Below are 18414 nucleotides of genomic sequence, written 5' to 3'. Positions count from 1 at the left end.
TTGTAGTGCGGCGCGCCCCTCTGCTCGAGGTCAGCTCTTCAATCGGTAACCGCTCTTGAAGATCCAGCCGACGGTGAGTACGCACAGCAGCAGGAAGCCGAGGATCATCCCCAGGCTGAGCACTACGTTGACGTCCGACACGCCGTAGAAGCTCCAGCGAAAGGCGCTGATCAGATACACCACCGGGTTGAACAGGGTGATGGTCTGCCACAGCGGCGGCAGCATGCTGATCGAGTAGAAGCTGCCGCCAAGGAAGGTCAGCGGCGTGACGATCAGCGCCGGCACCACTTGCAGCTTCTCCCAGCCGTCGGCCCAGACGCCGATGATGAAGCCGAACAGGCTGAAGGTCAGCGCGGTGAGCACCAGCAAGGCCAGCATCCACACCGGGTGGAGAATCTCGAAATCGACGAACAGCCGCGCGGTGACCAGGATCACCAGGCCGAGGATGATCGACTTGGTCGCCGCCGCGCCGACATAACCGATCAGGATCTCCAGGTAGGATACCGGTGCCGACAGCACCTCGTAGATGGTGCCGGAGTACTTGGGCATGTAGATGCCGAACGAGGCGTTGGAGATGCTCTCGGTGAGCAGCGCCAGCATGATCAGCCCCGGCACGATAAAGGCGCCGTAACTGACCCCGTGCACCTGGGTCATGCTCGAACCGATGGCCGAGCCGAACACCACGAAATACAGCGAGGTGCTGATCACCGGGGTGGCGATGCTCTGCAACAGGGTGCGCCAGGTGCGCGCCAGCTCGAACAGGTAGATGGCGCGGATTGCGTAGAAGTTCATGGGCGCGGCTCCCGATGCACCAGCGTGACGAAAATATCTTCCAGGGAACTCTGGCTCGACTGCAGATCCTTGAAGTCGATGCCGTGCTGAGCCAGATCCTTGAGCAGCTCGGCGATGCCGGTGTGCTCGCGCTGGGCATCGAAGGTGAACACCAGGGCGTGGCCCTCGTCCGCCAGTTCCAGGCGGTGGCCGTTGAGCTCCGCCGGCAGGCTGGCGAGCGGCTGCTGCAGCTGCAGGGTCAGTTGCTTCTTGCCGAGCTTGTGCATCAGCACCTGCTTGTCCTCGACCAGGATGATCCGGCCCTGGTTGATCACGCCGATGCGATCGGCCATTTCCTCGGCCTCCTCGATGTAGTGGGTGGTGAGGATGATGGTCACCCCGCGCGCGCGCAGGCCGCGCACCATGTTCCACATGTCGCGACGCAGTTCGACGTCGACCCCGGCGGTGGGTTCGTCGAGAAACAGAATCTGCGGTTCGTGGGACAGCGCCTTGGCAATCATCACCCGGCGCTTCATGCCGCCGGACAGCTCGAACAGCCGGGCGTTCTTCTTGTCCCACAGCGACAGGTCGCGCAGCAGGCGCTCCAGGTAAGCCGGATCGGGTTTCTTGCCGAACAGCCCACGGCTGAACTTGACCGTCGACCAGACGCTCTCGAAGGCGTCGTTGAACAGCTCCTGGGGCACCAGGCCGATCTGCGCACGCGCCGCACGGTAGTCATCGATGATGTCGTGGCCGCCGACCAGCACCTTGCCGCTGCCCGGGTTGACGATGCCGCAGATGATGCTGATCAGGGTGGTCTTGCCGGCGCCGTTGGGGCCGAGCAAGGCGAAGATCTCGCCCTGGCGGATGTCCAGGTCGATGCTTTGCAGCGCCGGGTGGCCGGAGGCGTAGGTCTTGCTCAGTTGCTGGATCGAGATCACCGGTTGCACGGGATGGCCTTGCCTGGAAAAGAGAAAGGCTGAGTGTATGTAGATTGGGGTGGGGGGAAGCAAGTGCCAAAGTCGCAATCCACAGCCCCCGGCACGAGCGCAGGGAAGACTGCCCCCGTTCCGGGACGCCTCAGGACAAGGCTATGTCCCGTTATGCGTTGAAGCCTGTGGGCGGCTAGGCGATGCCTTGGGCGCGGTAATTCGTAGGACGGGTTAGGCGCATGACCGCGGGCTATCTGCTGCGGCATGGTCAGTTGCGCCGCAACCCAAAAGCTGCGTGAAACACGTAATAGGGCCGGCCTAGGACAAGGGCATCTGCTCGGCGAGAAAATCGATCAGGCTGCGCACCGAAGGCAGCAGGCCGCGCCGCGAGGGGAACAACGCATGCACCACGCCGCTGCGCGGCGCCCACTGCGGCATGATGTCGAGCAGGCGGCCCGCCTGCAGATCGCGCTCGACCACCATGCACGGCAGCTGCACCAGGCCGACACCGAGCAGGGCCGCGCGGCGCAGGGTGGTCATGTCGTCGCTGATCAAGCGCGGTTGGTGGCGCACCTCGGCCGTGGCGCCATCCGGCCCCTCCAGGCACCAGCGGTGCTCGCGCGACGGCCCCCAGTCCAGGCTCGGCAGGCCGCTCAGATCGGCGGGCCGCAGCGGCAGTTCGCGGCCGCGGATAAAGTCCGGGCTGGCCACCAGGCGCTGCGGGCTGTCGGCCAGCACGCGCATCACCAGGTCGCTGCTTTCCAGCGGCGGGAAGCGCACCCGTAGCGCCAGGTCGAGGCCTTCGCCGAGCACATCCACATGCCTGTTGGTCGCCTCCAGCTGCACCTGCACCTTGGGGTATTCGACCATAAAACGGCTGACCAGCTCGCCGACCCGGTACTGCAACAGGGTGGTGGGGCAGCTCATGCGCACCAGCCCCTGGGGCTCTGAACGGCTGCGCTCGATCGCCTCGCGCGCGGCCTGCGCTTCGACCAGCATGGCCTGGCAATGGCGCTGGTACTCCTGGCCGATCTCGGTAACCGAGAAATGCCGTGGCGAACGCTGCAGCAGGCGCACCCCCAGGCGCTCCTCGAGCAGGGCGATGCGCCGGCTGAGCTTGGACTTGGGCATATTCAGCGCCCGCCCCGCCGGGGCAAACCCGCCGTATTCGACCACCTGGGCGAAGTAGTAGAGGTCGTTGAGATCGTCCATCAGCGTTCTCCAAATAGAACGCTGAGACTAAATTATCCGGCCTGGCGCGCCAAGCGTTGCACTCCTACAGTGGTTCCCATGCACTCAGGAGGCACCCCATGAAGAAGATTCTCGGTCTCTACAGCAACAATCGGCAACACTGGGTCGGCGACGGTTTTCCGGTGCGCTCGCTGTTTTCCTACGACAACCTGGGCCAGCACATCAGTCCTTTCCTGCTGCTCGACTATGCCGGCCCCCATGAGTTCGCCCCGACCGAGCAGCGTCGCGGCGTCGGCCAGCACCCGCATCGCGGCTTCGAGACGGTGACCATCGTCTACCAGGGCGAACTGGAGCACCGCGACTCCACCGGCAGCGGCGGCCTGATCGGCCCCGGCGACGTGCAGTGGATGACCGCCGCCGCGGGCATCCTGCACGAGGAGTTCCACTCGGCGGCCTTTAGCGCAACAGGCGGCACCCTGGAAATGGTGCAGCTCTGGGTCAACCTGCCGGCCCGCGACAAGTTGGCCGCGCCGGGTTACCAGACCCTGCTCAGCCAGGACATTCCGCTGCTGCCGCTGGCCGGCGACGCCGGCACCCTGCGCCTGATCGCCGGGCAGTTCGCCGGCCAGCAAGGGCCGGCACAGACCTTCACGCCAATAGACGTCTGGGATATCCGCCTGAATCCTGGCAAGCCGCTGCGCCTGCCAGTCGCCGAGGGCCGCAGCACGGCGCTGATCGTGCTGCGCGGCACAGTGCAGGTCAATGCCAGCCAGCAGGTGCGCGAGGCGCAGATGCTGCTGCTCGACCGCGCCGGCGACGAACTGCTGCTGGAGGCCGACAGCCAAGCGCTGGTGCTGCTGCTCAGCGGCGCGCCCATCGACGAGCCGATAGTCGGCTACGGCCCCTTCGTGATGAACAGCCAGGCGGAAATCGACCAGGCACTCGCGGATCTGCGCAGCGGCTCGTTCGGCCAGTTGCCGAGCTAAAGCGCCTGCCCCCGCACTCCCCCGCCGCGCGCCACCGGGCGCACGGCCTTTACCCAAGCAAGAGGACATCGCCATGAGCACTCCCTACAAGCGTCTCGACAAGGACCAAGCCGCGGTACTGCTGGTCGATCACCAGACCGGCCTGCTGTCGCTGGTGCGCGACATAGACCCGGACAAGTTCAAGAACAACGTGTTGGCCCTGGCCGACCTGGCCAAGTACTTCGAGCTGCCGACCATCCTCACCACCAGCTTCGAGAACGGCCCCAACGGCCCGCTGGTGCCCGAACTCAAGCAGCAGTTCCCGGACGCGCCCTATATCGCCCGCCCCGGCCAGATCAATGCCTGGGACAACGAGGACTTCGTCAAGGCGGTGAAAGCCACCGGGCGCAAGCAGCTGATCATCGCCGGGGTGGTCACCGAGGTCTGCGTGGCCTTCCCCGCGCTGTCGGCGCTGGAGGCCGGCTTCGAGGTGTTCGTGGTCACCGATGCCTCCGGCACCTTTAACGAGATCACCCGCCACTCGGCCTGGGATCGCATGTCGTCCTCCGGTGCCCAACTGATGACCTGGTTCGGCCTGGCCTGCGAGCTGCACCGCGACTGGCGCAACGATGTCGAGGGGCTCGGCGCGCTGTTCTCCAACCATATCCCCGACTACCGCAACCTGATCAACAGCTACAGCAGCCTCGGCACCGGCAAATAAGCCGCCCTCCGTCTCACCCCCTGACCCGCTGCCGGCCGAACGGCGCTTGAGGCCGGCGCGCGGCGCTAGCATGATGGCCAAGATGAAGCCGACTCCCGATTGCGCACAGGCCGACCCCGTGCTGGCGGCCTTCCACCCGGCGGTCGCGGCCTGGTTCCGCGGCCAGTTCGCCGCGCCCACCGCGGCCCAGCTCGGCGCCTGGCCGGCGATCCGCGCCGGGCGCTCGACCCTGGTCGCCGCGCCCACCGGCTCGGGCAAGACCCTCACCGCCTTTCTCGCCGCCATCGACGAACTGGTGCGCGAAGGCCTGGCCGCCGGCGGCCAGTTGGCCGAACGCTGCACTGTGGTCTACGTCTCGCCGCTCAAGGCGTTGTCCAACGACATCCGTATCAACCTGGAACAGCCGCTGGCCGGCATCCGCGCCGAACTGCAGCGCCAGGGCCTGGCCGATGTCGACATCCGCACGGCGGTGCGCACTGGCGACAGCAGCCCCGGCGAGCGCGCGGCGATGCGCAAGCGCCCGCCGCATATCCTGGTGACCACCCCGGAATCGCTCTACGTGCTGCTCGGCTCGGCCTCCGGGCGAGCCATGCTCAGCGGCTGTCGCAGCCTGATCGTCGACGAGATCCACGCCATCGCCGGCAGCAAGCGCGGCAGCCACCTGATGCTCAGCGTCGAACGTCTGGAAGCGCTGTGCCGCCGCCCGTTGCTGCGCATCGGCCTGTCCGCCACGCAGAAGCCGCTGGAGGCGGTGGCGCGCCTGCTGCTCGGCAGCCAGACGCCACTGCCGGCGCTCGATCCCGAGGTCGAGGTCGAGCAAGCCGAGCTGGCGCTATGCCCTGCAACCGAAGCCGATAGGCCCAGGCCGCTGCCCGCCGACTGCGCCATCGTCGATATCGGCTACCAGCGCACCCGCGACCTGGCCCTGGAGTTGCCGCCGCTGCCGCTCGAGGCGGTGATGAGCAACGAGGTGTGGGACAAGGTCTACGAGCGCCTGGCCGAGCTGGCCCGGCAACACCGCACCACCCTGGTATTCGTCAACACCCGGCGCCTGGCCGAACGCGCCTGCCGCCATCTGGGCGAACGCCTGGGCAATGGCGCGGTGGCCGCGCACCACGGCAGCCTGGCCAAGGAGCTGCGCCTGGACGCCGAGCAGCGTCTCAAGCGCGGCGAACTCAAGGTGCTGGTGGCCACCGCCTCGCTGGAGCTGGGCATCGACATCGGCGAGGTCGAGCTGGTCTGCCAGCTCGGCTCGCCGCGCAGCATCGCCGCCCTGCTGCAGCGGGTCGGCCGCTCCGGCCACAGCGTCGGCGGCACGCCCAAGGGCCGGCTGTTCCCGCAGTCGCGCGACGAGCTGATCGAATGCGCGGCGCTGCTCGACTGCGTGCGCCGTGGCGAGCTGGACGCCCTGCACATCCCCCAGGCGCCGCTGGACGTGCTGGCCCAGCAGATAGTCGCCGAGGTGGCCTGCCGCGAGTGGCGCGAGGACGAGCTGTTCCAGCTGCTGACCCGCGCCGCGCCCTACAGCGAACTGCCGCGTGCCGCCTTCGACGCCCTGCTGAAGATGCTCGCCGAGGGCTACAGCGGCCGCCGCGGCGTGCGCGCCGCCTATATCCATCGCGACGCGGTCAACCGTCGCCTGCGCGGCCGCCGCGCCGCGCGCCTGACCGCCATCACCAGCGGCGGCACCATCCCCGATACAGGCGATTACGCGGTGCTGCTGGAGCCGCAAAGCCTGAACGTCGGCAGCCTCAACGAGGACTTCGCCATCGAGAGCATGGCCGGCGACGTGTTCCAGCTGGGCAACCAGTCCTACCGCATCCTGCGCATCGAACCGGGCAAGGTGCGGGTCGAGGATGCCCAGGGCCAGGCGCCGACCATCCCCTTCTGGCTGGGCGAGGCGCCGGGGCGCAGCGACGAGCTGTCGGCCGGGGTGGCGCGGCTGCGCGAGCAGATCGAGCAGCAACTGGCGCATGGGGTGGAGGCGGCCACCGCCTGGTTGATGCAGGCCCTGGAGCTGAGCGAAGCGGCCGCCAGCCAGATAGTCGAGTACCTGGCCCGCGCCCGCGCCGCCCTCGGCGGCCTGCCGAACCAGCGGCGGCTGGTGATGGAACGCTTCTTCGACGAATCCGGCGGCATGCAGCTGATCATCCACTCGCCGTTCGGCAGCCGCCTCAACCGCGCCTGGGGCCTGGCCCTGCGCAAACGCTTCTGCCGCAGTTTCAACTTCGAGCTGCAGGCCGCCGCCACCGAGGACGCGCTGATCCTCTCGCTGGCCACCAGCCACAGCTTCCCGCTGGACGAGGTGTGGCGTTACCTGCACAGCAACAGCGCCGAGCACATCCTGATCCAGGCCGTGCTCGATGCGCCGCTGTTCGCCGTGCGCTGGCGCTGGAACGCCGGGGTGGCCCTGGCCCTGCCGCGCTTCGCCGGCGGACGCAAGGTGGCGCCGCAGCTGCAACGCATGCGCAGCGAAGACCTGCTGGCCACGGTGTTCCCCGACCAGGTCGCCTGCCTGGAGAACATCGTCGGCGAGCGGCAGATCCCCGACCACCCGCTGGTGGCCCAGACCCTCGACGACTGCCTGCACCAGGCCATGGACTGCGACGCCTGGCTGGCCCTGCTCAAACGCATGGAGGGCGGCGAGATCGAGCTGCTGGCCCGCGACCTGCCGGCGCCCTCGCCGCTGGCGGCGGAAATTCTCAGCGCCCGCCCCTATGCCTTCCTCGACGACGCGCCGCTGGAGGAGCGGCGTACCCAGGCGGTGCAGAACCGGCGCTGGCGCGAGCCGGCATCCAGAGACGAACTCGGCGCCCTCGACCCCGAGGCCATCGCCGCGGTGCGCCAGCAGGCCTGGCCCGAGGTGCGCGATGCCGACGAGATGCACGAGGCGCTGCTGAGCCTGGGCGCCATCCGCCAGGCCGAAGCCCAGGCCAATAGCGGCTGGCCGGCCTGGCTGGCGCAACTGGCCAAGGGCAAGCGCGCCAGTTGCCTGCAGCTAGATGGCGCGCCGACGCTGTGGCTGGCGGCCGAACGCCTCAGCCAGTGGCAGGCGCTGCAACCGAACGACAAATACCAACCGGCCATTCAGGCGCCGCAAGGCTACGAACAGATATGGACGGCGGAAGCCGCCCTGGTCGAGCTGCTGCGCGCGCGCCTGAGCGGCTTCGGCCCGCTGCCGCTGCCGCGCATCGCCGCCGATCTACAGCAGAGCGAGGCCGCCGTGCAGCTGGCCCTGCTCGCCCTGGAAAGCGAGGGCTATGTGCTGCGCGGCCGTTTCAGCCCAGGCGGAGAAGTGGAGGAATGGTGCGAACGCCACCTGCTGGCGCGCATCCACCGCTACACGGTGGGACGCCTGCGCCGCGAGATAGAACCGGTGGCGCGCGCCGACTTTATGCGTTTTCTGTTCGACTGGCAGCGCATCGCCCCGGCCAGCCGGGTACGCGGCGCCGAGGCCCTGGCCGGGGTGCTCGGCCAGCTGGAAGGCTTCCAGGCCGCGGCCGGCGCCTGGGAGAGCGAGATACTGCCGAGCCGGGTGGCCGATTACGGGATCAACTGGCTGGACGATCTGTGCCGCTGCGGGCGCCTGCTCTGGTGCCGCCTGGCCGGGCGCAGCCGCAGCGCCGGCGGGCCGTTGCGCAGCACGCCCATCGTGCTGCTGCCGCGCAAGAACCTGGGCCTGTGGCGCGCCTGCCTGGGCGAGGTGCCTGCGGCCGAACCTTCGCCGCGCGCCGCGCGTCTGCGCCAGGTGCTGGCCGACCAGGGCGCGCTGTTCTTCGACGAGTTGCAGGACGAGGCGCACCTGCTGCGCAGCGAACTGGAAGACTGCCTCGGCGAACTGGTCAGCCTCGGTCTGGCCCATGCCGACAGCTTCGCCGGCCTGCGCTCCTTGCTGCTGCCGGCGGCCAAGCGCAGCCAGCAACAACGCCGCGCCCACCGTGCCCTGGCCAATATGCAGGACGCCGGACGCTGGGCCTTGCTGCGCGGTCGTGGCGAAGAGCCCGCCGACAATCAGCTCAGCGCCGAGGCCCTGGAGCATGTGGCGCGCAGTCTGCTGCGCCGCTACGGCGTGGTCTGCTGGCGCCTGCTGGAACGCGAGGCCGACTGGCTGCCGTCCTGGCGCGAGCTGCTGCGGGTCTACCAGCGCCTGGAGGCGCGCGGCGAGATCCGCGGCGGGCGTTTTATCGCCGGGGTTTCCGGCGAACAGTTCGCCCTGGCGGAAGCCGTCGCGCTGCTGCGCGAGGTGCGCAAGCGCCCGCTCGACGGCAGCCTGGTCGGCCTGTCCGCCTGCGATCCGCTCAACCTGCTCGGCACCCTGCTGCCCGGCAACAAGGTGCCGGCGCTGGCCGGCAACCGCCTGCTGTATCGCAACGGCGTACCGGTGGCGACCTTGATCGCGGGTAAAACCACGCTGCTACAAGAGGTCGATGCCTTCACCGCGGGCGAATGGCACGCCGTGCTGATCCGCCAGACGGGCCTGCCCGCTCCCCTCAGCCACGGCCCGCAACACACTGGCTCGCCGCCCTAAGCCCACCGCCACGGCTCAGCTCTCCACTGCCTCGCGCCGCCCAATTAGCGCGGCCATCAGCCGCCTTCTTTCAGCGCCGGAATCCGCTATTCCACACACGGGTTCGGCGAATAAGTGCCCTCGCGCCAATCGCTTACTGGTTAGTTAATTAGACCAGTGGCCATATTTATATCAATTTACGGGTTGTCTCTGAGCGCGCAGGATTTACTCAGGCCCAAGTAAACAACAATGCAACAGGGTTTATATCGGCCGGTTGAATATGACCTTACCTGGACATTACTAATGAGTATTTCAGTCAGCTGCGTTACACACGGCAAGATTTTAGAAATAACCCTGAACCGGCCGCCGGTTAATGCCATTGATTTAAACACCAGTACCCAACTGTATAACGCGCTTAAAGACTTCCAGGACAACCCGCAACTAACAGTCGCTGTTTTAACCGCTGCCGGCGAACGCCTGTTTTGTGCCGGTTGGGATCTCAAGGAATACGCCGAAAGCGGCAGCGAGCTGGTCGACAGCGGCAACTACGACCTGGGCCCCGGGGGCCTCGGCGGCCTCAGCGAGTTCTGGGGTTTGCGCAAGCCGGTGATCGCCGCGGTCAATGGCAAGGCCATCGGCGGTGGCTTCGAAATGCTCCTGGCCGCCGACCTGATCATCGCTGCCGAACATGCACAATTCATTCTCCCGGAAATCCGCCTGGGTTTCCTCCCCGACGCCGGCGGTCTGCAGCGCCTGGCCAAGCGCCTGCCCTACAACCTGGCCGTCGAACTGATGCTCACCGGCCGCGCCATGGACGCCCGGGAAGCCCAGCGTTGGGGCCTGGTGTGCCAGGTGGTGCCTGCCGCCGAATTGCGCCAGTGCAGCCTGGAGCTGGCTCAGCGCATAGCCGAAGGCGCGCCGCTGGCTCAGCAGGCGATGAAAGAAGTCCTGGCCAGAACCCACTCGCTGAGTGTCGAGGATGCCTTCGCCTGCACACGCGGCGCCTGGCAGGGCAACGGCAGCCTGCCGGCCTACGAAAAGATGTTGCACTCCAACGATTACTTGGAAGGTTCGCGAGCATTCACGGAAAAACGTCAACCTGTATATAAAGGGTGTTAGTAGATGAGCAGTAACAACAATAACCAAGCCCACTTTCTCGATCGTCTGCTAAAACCCCAGACCATTGCCCTGGTGGGTGTTTCCGCCCGCCCCGGTGCGGTGGGCAATGAAATGCTGCGGGTATTGCGCCAGGGTGGCTTCAGCGGCCAGATATTCCTGGTAAACCCCAACTATCAGGAAATAGACGGCATTGCCTGTTTCCCCAGTCTGAGCGCTATTCCCGCCAGCATCGACATGGCGGTATTGAGTGTCGCCGGGCATCGCATGGAAGAGTTGTTGGATGAAGCCATTGACCTGCGGGTCGGCGGGGTCACCATCTTCGACTACTGCATGATCGAGGGCGAGAAGTCGGATCTGTTGCTCGACCGCCTGAAGAGCAAGGCCAAGCAGGCCGGCATGCCGATCTGCGGCGGCAACTGCATGGGCTACTACAACTTCGACAGCAACACCCATGTCAGCTTCCAGTCGCCCAGCGCACGCCAGCCGGGGCATATCGCGTTGATCGCCCACTCCGGCTCGATCTTCGTGCTGCCCACCGGCAACGACCCGCGCTTTCGTTTCAACCTGGTGGTGTCCGCCGGTCAGGAAATTTCCACCAGCCTCGACCAGTACATGGACTTCGCCCTGGAGCAGCCAACGACCCGCGTGCTGGCGGTGTTTATGGAGGCCATCCGCAACCCGCAGGGCTTCGTCGCCGTGCTGGAAAAAGCCAAGGCCAAGGGCATACCGGTGATAGTCACCAAGGTCGGTCGCACCGAAGTCAGCGCCCAACTGGCGGCCACCCATTCCGGCGCCATCGCCGGCAACAATACCGCCTATGAGGCGCTGTTCAAGAAATACGGGGTGATCTGCACCGAGACTTTGGACGACCTGATGACCACCGCCTTGGTGTTGTCCCAGGGGCATGCTCTGGGTGGGGGCGAGCTGGGCTATGTGTCCGACTCCGGCGGGCTGCGCGAACTGTTCGTGGATACCGCAGAAAACCATGGCGTGCCCTTTGCCCGGATCAATCAGGCGACCGTCGACCAGCTGCGCGAGCGCCTGCCCCATGGCCTGGAGCCGGTGAACCCGCTGGATGCCGCCGGTTCCTTCACTGCCGACTACGCGCAGGTGTTCCGCGACTGCCTGCGCTACATCATGAGCGACCCGGCGGTGGCCGTCGGCGTGTTCGAGTTCGAGGCCCGCGACAACTACATCTATATGCCGGCATTCATCGAGATCGCCAAGGAAGTGGCGAGCTACTGCGACAAGCCGTTCTTCGTCATCAACACCTTCTCCAGCGCGATGAACGCCGGCATCGCCAACGACCTGATGGACGCCAACGTGCCGCTGGTCAATGGCGTGGAAAACGCCGTGAAGGTGGTGCGCAACCTGCTCAAACAGCGCGATATGGCCCAATACCGCACGGTGCTCGAAGACAGTCCGGCGAACGACGCCCGCCTGCTGGGCAAATGGAAATCGCGCATCGCCAACGGCGTCCAGCTCAGCGAAACCGAGAGCCTCAACCTGCTCGCCGACTTCGGCATTCCGGTGGCCAGCCCCAGGGAAGTCGACAACCTGGCCGCCGCCCTGGCCGCCGCCGAAGCCATGGGCTACCCGGTGGTGCTAAAGACCGCCGAGCCGGGCATCCACCATAAATCCGATGTCGGCGGGGTCAAACTCAACCTGGCCGGCGCCAGCGATGTGCAGCAGGCCTACAACCAGCTGCGCGAGCAACTGGGCCCGCGGGTCACCATCGAACCCATGGTGGCGGCGGGCATCGAACTGGCCTTCGGCATGGTCAACGACCCGCAATTTGGCCCCATGGTGATGGTCGGCAGCGGCGGCATCTATATCGAGATTCTCAAGGATCGCTGTTTCTCGCTTGCGCCCTTCGACCAGCCGGAAGCGCTGCGCATGCTCGACAGCCTGAAAACCCGTCCGCTGCTCGATGGCGTGCGCGGCCAGCCGGCGGCCGACCTCGAGCAACTGTCCAGAACCCTGGCACAGTTCTCCCGCCTGGCCGCGGCCCTGGCCGATGTAATCGCCGAAATCGATATCAACCCGTTGATCGTCGGAGCCAATGGTTGCATCGCCGTGGACGCCCTGATCATCGCCCGCGAGACGGCTCAGCAGCCGCAGCTCACGCACAGCCAGCAGGCCTGCGAGGCGGCGCTATAAAGCGTCGAATCAAGCGCACCAGACGCTCGACAGCGCTGCCACCCAGCACCTGTCGAGCAGCACAGAAACAGGCTACACGGCAGCCATTAAGCAGGCCGCCGGGCCAGTTCAAATCGCGGTGCAACGGCCTACGCCGGCGCACCAACCAGGCAGGACGCATAACCCGCACTGAGCAGTACGCACAATAAAAACAATCGCATGCGAATGCAGAGAGGTTAGCTACATGAACACGCAAGTCTTACCAGAAAGATTGGCTATTGCCACGGCAGAGAATGGTTTCTTCAAAGGCTATAACCTCACCGTCACCCTTGGCTCGATGCTACTGATTACCGCCTTCGTACTCTGGGCCGCGCTGCTGCCCGAACAAGCCGGCACCGTGGTGGCCAGCATCCAGGGGCAGGTACTGGATACCTTTGGCAGCTATTACATCTACCTGATGGCGCTGTTCGCCGTGGTCTGCTTCCTGCTGGCCATTCCACCACGCATTGGCGGCATCCGCCTGGGCGGCGCTGACACCAAACCCGAGTTCTCCAGATTTTCCTGGATCTCGATGATGTACTGTGCCGTCATCGGGGTCGGGATGCTGACCTATGCCACCGGCGAGCCGATTTACCACTTCGCCGACAACCCAGAGATCATCAAGGGCATCGTGCAGGCCAAGATGCCGGAAACCCTCGATTCGGTGTATCGCTATTCCTTCCTGCACTGGGGTTTCTCGGCCTGGACTCTGTACGCCCTGATTGGCCTGGCCCTGGCCTACTTTAGCTACAACATGGGCTTGCCGCTGACCGTCCGTTCGGCCCTGTACCCGCTATTTGGCAAGACCCTGAATGGCCACCTCGGCCACCTGGTCGACATCGCAGCAGTGGTCTCCGCCCTCCTCGGCATCGCCGTAACCATCGGCTTCGGCATCAGCCAGCTCGCGTCTGGCGTGTACAACATCAGCGGCGCCGAATGGATCATGAACGCAGGCAAACCCACTGGCCTGGCGCTGGCGTTCTCGCTGGCGGTGGTGATGCTGTTGTCCACCGCTTCGGCCATCAGCGGCGTCGGTCGCGGGGTCAAGTGGCTGAGCAACCTCAACATGAGCCTAGGGTTCGTCCTGTTGGTGTTCTTCCTGGTGTTCGGCTCTACCCTGTTCGCTCTCAAGCTACTCGGCAGCAGCCTGGTCGACTACCTGATCACCTTTATTCCGCAGGCCTTCAATGTCGAAGAGAAAGGCACCGCCCTCGGCGACTGGCAAGCCGGCTGGACGATTTTCTACTGGGCCTGGTGGATCGCCTCCGCGCCGTTCGTGGGCATGTTCTTCGCGAGAATCTCCAAGGGCCGGACCATCCGCGAGTTCATCCTCGGCGCGGTTCTGCTTCCTTCCCTGGTCTGCTTTATCTGGCTCACCTTCGTCGGTGGGGCCGCCCTCGACCTGGAACTGAGCGGCGCCGCAAACGGGCAGATCCTGAACGCGGACATTTCCGCGCAGATATACCAGGTGCTGAATGTGATGCTCTCGGCGAGTGCCGCGAAAGCCATGTCGGCGCTGGTGGTGGCACTGCTGCTGATCTTCCTGGTGACCTCGGCGGATTCGGCGATCCTGGTGATCAACAACATCAACACCGGTGGTTCCACGGAAAAATCCAACAACAACCACACCATGATCTGGGGCGCTTTCCTCACCGCCATCATCGCCGTGCTGTTGGTGGCCGGTGGCATGGGGGCGCTCAAGGCGGCCATGATCATCGGCACCTTGCCCTTCTCGTTCATCCTGCTGCTGATGACGATCGCCCTGGTGAAATCCCTGATTGCCCCGCAAAAGCCGATCCTGGCATAACACCGTCAGAGTGGTGGGAACTGCGAGCAACGCTTGAGCGTTTGCGCGGCGTCCATTGAGGACGTCGCGTTTTTTTATTCGAACCACTGGGTGCCCCGGCACCACGAGGAAGAATATGCAAGAAGCCGTCATAGTCGCCGCCACCCGCACCACGCGCGCCCGATATCATCCCAAGGTGTAATGGTCGACGTCGGCTGCGCCCGCGGCCCTGGCAACAACTCCGGCACAGCAAGTGAGAGATGCCCATGCGATTCCTGACCGGCAACAGCCAAAAGCTCGAGGAAAGCGCCATATTCGGCAACGCGACCAAAGCCCTATGACAACGTTGAATGACACCTGATGAACTCAACCGCATCGACCGCGGTTGCCGCCTCAGCGGATCTTTACATGGGGATCCAGGCTGACCTGCTCCAGCAACCACTCCTTGAACTGGATGATTTCCTTTTTGATGCTGCGCTCCTTCGGGTAGACCATAAACCAGCTGCCCGGCTCGTCGATACTCAGGGCAAACGGCCGAACCAGGCGCCCATCCTCTAGATCCTGATGGGCAAATGCCTCTCTCGCCATCGCCAGGCCATCGCCCTTATAGACCCGGCCGAGCGCCTGCAGATAATTATCGACCACCGCCCCCTGGCTGCAGAGTTCCGGATCCAGTCCGGCCGCCGCTAACCACAAACGCCAATCTTCGGCGGCCAACTCGACATTGATCAAGTTATGCTGTTTTAAATCGGCGGGTGTTTGCAACTGATGCTTCTCCAGCAACTTTGGCGAGCACACCGGAAATATATCCATGTCGAATAAATATTCATAAGACCAGTGCGACCAAACTTGCTCGCCCATGATAATACCGATATCGGCATCATCCTTATCGAAGTCGACATCCACAAAGGAGATGGAAATTCTCACCCGGATATCCGGGTACTTGCTCTGAAACTCATTAAGGCGGGGCATCAACCAGGTGGTGCCGAAGGTCACATAGGTTTGAATCGTCAGGGTCTTCGATTCATGGCTGGCCTTGATATGGCTCACTGCCTCGCCAACGTTGTCGAAGCTGTCGCGCACCACCGGGTAGAGATAAAAACCGTCCTTGGTCAGGACAATGCTTCTGCCGGCCCGATGGAATAGCAACACCCCCAGATCATCCTCCAGCAATTTGACCTGATGGCTGATAGCCGAATGGGTCACACATAATTCATCCGCCGCGCGCCTGAAACTCTGGTTACGCGCCACCGATTCAAAAGCCCGCAGCGAATTCAATGACGGTAGTTTTCTTGACATGACCAGATCACTTAACTTCCGCGACTCGTAAAGTTGCAAAATTATATAACAACCACTCAATACTAGCTCATCCATCACATTGGCCGGCGCTGTACCCGGACGACGAATACCAACCAGCTATCCAGGCGCCTGACGTCCGGAGCGCCGAGAGGGCGCCGGCCGATCCCTCGCGCGCGTCTGCACCAGGTGCTGGCCAGCCAGGGCGAACTGGTCGGCCTCGGCTTGGTGCGTTCCCTACTGCTAACGGCGGCCAAGCGCAGCCAGCAACAAAGTCGTGCGCGCCAGGCCCTGGCAGGCCAGCGCAGCAAGCAGATAAGACATCGGCCAGAGGCGCATCGGCGCGGGCGCTCAGAACAGGCCGAGCTGGCCGCCGACCAGCGTGGCGAAATCGTCGCCGACGAACGGCAGGATGGCGTCCGCCACCGGCTGCAACTGACGGGTCAGGTAATGCTCGTAGTCGATGGCCGTACTCCGGGTTTCCAATGGCTCGGGGCCGGCGAGGGTGATCAGGTAGCTGATCCAGCCGCCGTTCTGGTACTGGCGCGGGCGGCCCTGCTGGTCGTTGTATTCGTCGGCCAGGCGCGCGGCGCGCACATGCGGCGGCACATTGCGCTGGTAATCGTCCAGCCGGCGGCGCAGGCGCTTGCGGTAGATCAGCAGCTCATCGAGCTGGCCGGCCAGGGTGCGGCGCACGTAGTCGCGCACATAGTCCTGGTAGGGTTGGCGGTTGAAGATCAGCAGGTACAGCTCGCGCTGGAACTGCCGGGCCAGCGGCGACCAGTCGCTGCGCACCGTTTCCAGGCCCTTGAAGACCATCTCGCGGCTGCCGTCCGCCGCCACGACCAGGCCGGCGTAGCGCTTCTTGCTGCCCTCCTCGGCGCCGCGGATGGTCGGCATCAGGAAGCGGCGGTAATGGGTCTCGAACTGCAGCTCCAGGGCGCTTTCCAGGTCGTATTCGCGGCGCAGCTGCTCGCGCCACCACTGGTTGACCTTCTGCACCAGGGCGCGGCCGATCTGCGCCGCCTCCTCCTCGCCATGGGCGCGCCTGAGCCAGACGAAGGTCGAGTCGGTGTCGCCGTAGATCACCGCATGGCCTTCGGCCTCGATCAGCTCGCGGGTCCGGCGCATGATCTGGTGGCCGCGCAGGGTGATCGAAGAGGCCAGGCGCGGGTCGAAGAAGCGGCAGCCGCTGGAGCCGAGCACCCCGTAGAAGGCGTTCATGATGATCTTCAGCGCCTGGGACAGCGGCGCGTTGCCCTCGCGCTTGGCCGCCTCGCGACCCTGCCAGACGCTCTCGACGATGGCCGGCAGGCAATGCCGGCTGCGCGAGAAGCGGGCGCCGCGAAAGCCCGGCACCGATGCGCTGTCCTCGGGGTGGCGCATGCCCTCGATCAACCCCAGCGGATCGATGAGGAAGGTGCGGATGATCGACGGGTACAGGCTCTTGTAGTCGAGCACCAGCACCGATTCGTACAGGCCGGGCTGCGAGTCCATGACGAAGCCGCCGGGGCTGGCCTCCGGCGGCCGCTCGCCGAGGTTCGGCGCGACGAAGCCCTGGCGGTGCATCAGCGGCATGTACAGGTGGGTAAAGGCCGCCACCGAGCCGCCGCTGCGGTCGGCGGGCAGGCCGGTGACGGTAGCGCGTTCGAGCAGGAAGGTGAGGATCTCGGTCTTGGCGAAGATCCGCGTGACCAGTTCGCAGTCCTTGAGGTTGTAGCGCGCCAGGGCGGGCTTGTCCTCGGCGAACATGCGGTCGATGGCGTCCATGCGCTGGTACGGCGTGGCGATGTCCTTGCCTTCGCCGAGCAGGGTCTGGGCGACGTTCTCCAGGCTGAACGAGGCGAAGCTCCAGGTCGCCGAGCGTAGCGCCTCGATGCCGTCGATGAGCAGGCGGCCGGCGGCCTCGGCGAAAAAGTGATTGTTGCGGCTGGCATGCTCGCGCCAGCCCAGCGCATCGCCGTCGCGGCCGAGCCGCAAGGGCACCTGCAGGCGCTGGGCATGCTCGTGCAGCACGCGCAGGTCGAACTGCACCAGGTTCCAGCCGATGATCGCATCGGGATCATGGGCGGCCAGCCACTGGTTGAGTTTCTCCAGCAGCTGCTGGCGGCTGGCGCAGTACTCCAGGGCGAAATCCAGCGGCCTGTCCGCACCGTTGGCCGGCCCGAGCATATACACCTGGCGTTGGCCGCAGCCTTCGAGGGCGATGGAGTACAGCTCGCCCTGGGCATTGGTTTCGATGTCCAGGGACGCCAGCTTCAGGCGCGGGCGATAGTCCGGCGCGGGCTTCAGCTGCGCCTCGAGCAGCAGGCCGCTGGCGGCCGGGGTGCCGGCGAAGCGCACCGGAGCGGTGATGAAGCGCTCCATCAGGTAGCGCTCCGGCGGGCGGATATCGGCCTCGTACACCTCGACCCCGGCCTTGCGCAGCAGCTTGTCGAGCTTCAGCAACTGACGATGCTGGCGGCAATACAGACCGAGCACCGGCCGATGGTGGAAATCGCACAGCGCCAGCGGGCGCAACTCGACGTCGCGTTCGCCGCGCAGCAGCGCCTCGGCCAGCGCGCGCTGCTCGGCAGGAATAAAGGCCACCGAAGGCTGGCACGGCAGGCGAATATGCCGCGGCCCGGCGTCGGTCGCCAGCCAGAACTCGACCTGGGTGCCGGCCGGCGTATCGCGCCAATGTCGGGTCAGGACGAAGCCCTGCTGTAAATCCACCGCGGCAACCTCAAGCCCTTGTTTCAATCTGCGATTCTACGTGGCATGGGCCGCGATTGCGCGAACCGAGCATAGGGCTGGGGTTCTCGACGAATGTGGCGGTGCGGCTGGGGGCGGGAGTTACCCTCATGATCGGCGGCAGTCGGCTCAGAACGGCCCGTCGCCCTGAAGGGCGCGCAACAGGAGCCCAGCGTCAGTCTCGCCACGGCTGCGTTGCCGCCAACACCAGCGAC

Annotated in this window: 11 protein-coding genes; 6 read left to right on the top strand and 5 right to left on the bottom strand. The window is 65.3% G+C overall.

Annotation, left to right across the window (positions count from 1 at the left end; translation table 11 throughout):
- Positions 1-30 precede the first annotated feature (30 nt).
- The 3 genes from P8H27_RS16110 to P8H27_RS16100 all read right to left on the bottom strand — a co-directional run bounded on the left by P8H27_RS16110 (position 31) and on the right by P8H27_RS16100 (position 2918).
- Positions 31-792: an ABC transporter permease gene (locus P8H27_RS16110; protein ID WP_289638627.1), complete on the bottom strand. Its 762-nt coding sequence runs from the start codon at positions 790-792 to the stop codon at positions 31-33.
- A complete protein-coding gene (locus P8H27_RS16105; protein ID WP_289638626.1) occupies positions 789-1721 on the bottom strand; it encodes an ABC transporter ATP-binding protein in 933 nt (310 codons plus the stop codon). The genes P8H27_RS16110 and P8H27_RS16105 overlap by 4 nt, the downstream gene beginning before the upstream one ends.
- A gap of 300 nt (positions 1722-2021) precedes the next feature.
- Positions 2022-2918, bottom strand: a complete 897-nt coding sequence (locus P8H27_RS16100) for a LysR family transcriptional regulator (RefSeq protein WP_289638640.1) — start codon at positions 2916-2918, stop codon at positions 2022-2024.
- A gap of 95 nt (positions 2919-3013) precedes the next feature.
- Between P8H27_RS16100 and P8H27_RS16095 the strand changes: the two genes are divergently transcribed.
- The 6 genes from P8H27_RS16095 to P8H27_RS16070 all read left to right on the top strand — a co-directional run bounded on the left by P8H27_RS16095 (position 3014) and on the right by P8H27_RS16070 (position 14191).
- Positions 3014-3880 (top strand): pirin family protein, encoded by an 867-nt coding sequence (locus tag P8H27_RS16095; protein ID WP_289638625.1) that lies wholly within the window; start codon positions 3014-3016, stop codon positions 3878-3880.
- Positions 3881-3953: 73 nt separating this feature from the next.
- On the top strand, positions 3954-4580 hold the full coding sequence (ycaC, locus tag P8H27_RS16090; protein ID WP_289638623.1) for an isochorismate family cysteine hydrolase YcaC: 627 nt from the start codon (positions 3954-3956) through the stop codon (positions 4578-4580).
- 82 nt (positions 4581-4662) lie between these two features.
- The gene (locus tag P8H27_RS16085; RefSeq protein ID WP_289638622.1) at positions 4663-9108 is read left to right on the top strand and encodes a DEAD/DEAH box helicase; all 4446 of its coding nucleotides are present in this window, start codon (positions 4663-4665) and stop codon (positions 9106-9108) included.
- A 282-nt stretch (positions 9109-9390) separates the two neighbouring features.
- Positions 9391-10206 (top strand): enoyl-CoA hydratase-related protein, encoded by an 816-nt coding sequence (locus P8H27_RS16080; RefSeq protein ID WP_289638621.1) that lies wholly within the window; start codon positions 9391-9393, stop codon positions 10204-10206.
- Between the two features lie 3 nt (positions 10207-10209).
- The gene (locus tag P8H27_RS16075; protein WP_289638619.1) at positions 10210-12366 is read left to right on the top strand and encodes an acetate--CoA ligase family protein; all 2157 of its coding nucleotides are present in this window, start codon (positions 10210-10212) and stop codon (positions 12364-12366) included.
- Between the two features lie 223 nt (positions 12367-12589).
- Positions 12590-14191 carry a BCCT family transporter gene (locus P8H27_RS16070; protein WP_289638618.1) on the top strand — a complete coding sequence of 534 codons (1602 nt, stop codon included), beginning with the start codon at positions 12590-12592 and terminating at the stop codon, positions 14189-14191.
- A 372-nt stretch (positions 14192-14563) separates the two neighbouring features.
- Here P8H27_RS16070 and gcvA read toward each other — a convergent pair whose 3' ends face one another.
- Together gcvA and P8H27_RS16060 are read right to left on the bottom strand one after the other, a co-directional pair.
- Positions 14564-15544: a transcriptional regulator GcvA gene (gcvA, locus tag P8H27_RS16065; protein WP_289638616.1), complete on the bottom strand. Its 981-nt coding sequence runs from the start codon at positions 15542-15544 to the stop codon at positions 14564-14566.
- Between the two features lie 273 nt (positions 15545-15817).
- Positions 15818-18181, bottom strand: a complete 2364-nt coding sequence (locus P8H27_RS16060) for a DNA polymerase II (RefSeq protein WP_289638615.1) — start codon at positions 18179-18181, stop codon at positions 15818-15820.
- Positions 18182-18414: the final 233 nt, after the last annotated feature.

It is taken from the genome of Pseudomonas sp. sp1636 (assembly GCF_030376615.1).
Lineage (GTDB): Bacteria > Pseudomonadota > Gammaproteobacteria > Pseudomonadales > Pseudomonadaceae > Aquipseudomonas.
The sequence above is the reverse complement of the archived record's forward strand: the minus strand, read 5'-3'. Positions and strand labels throughout refer to the sequence as shown.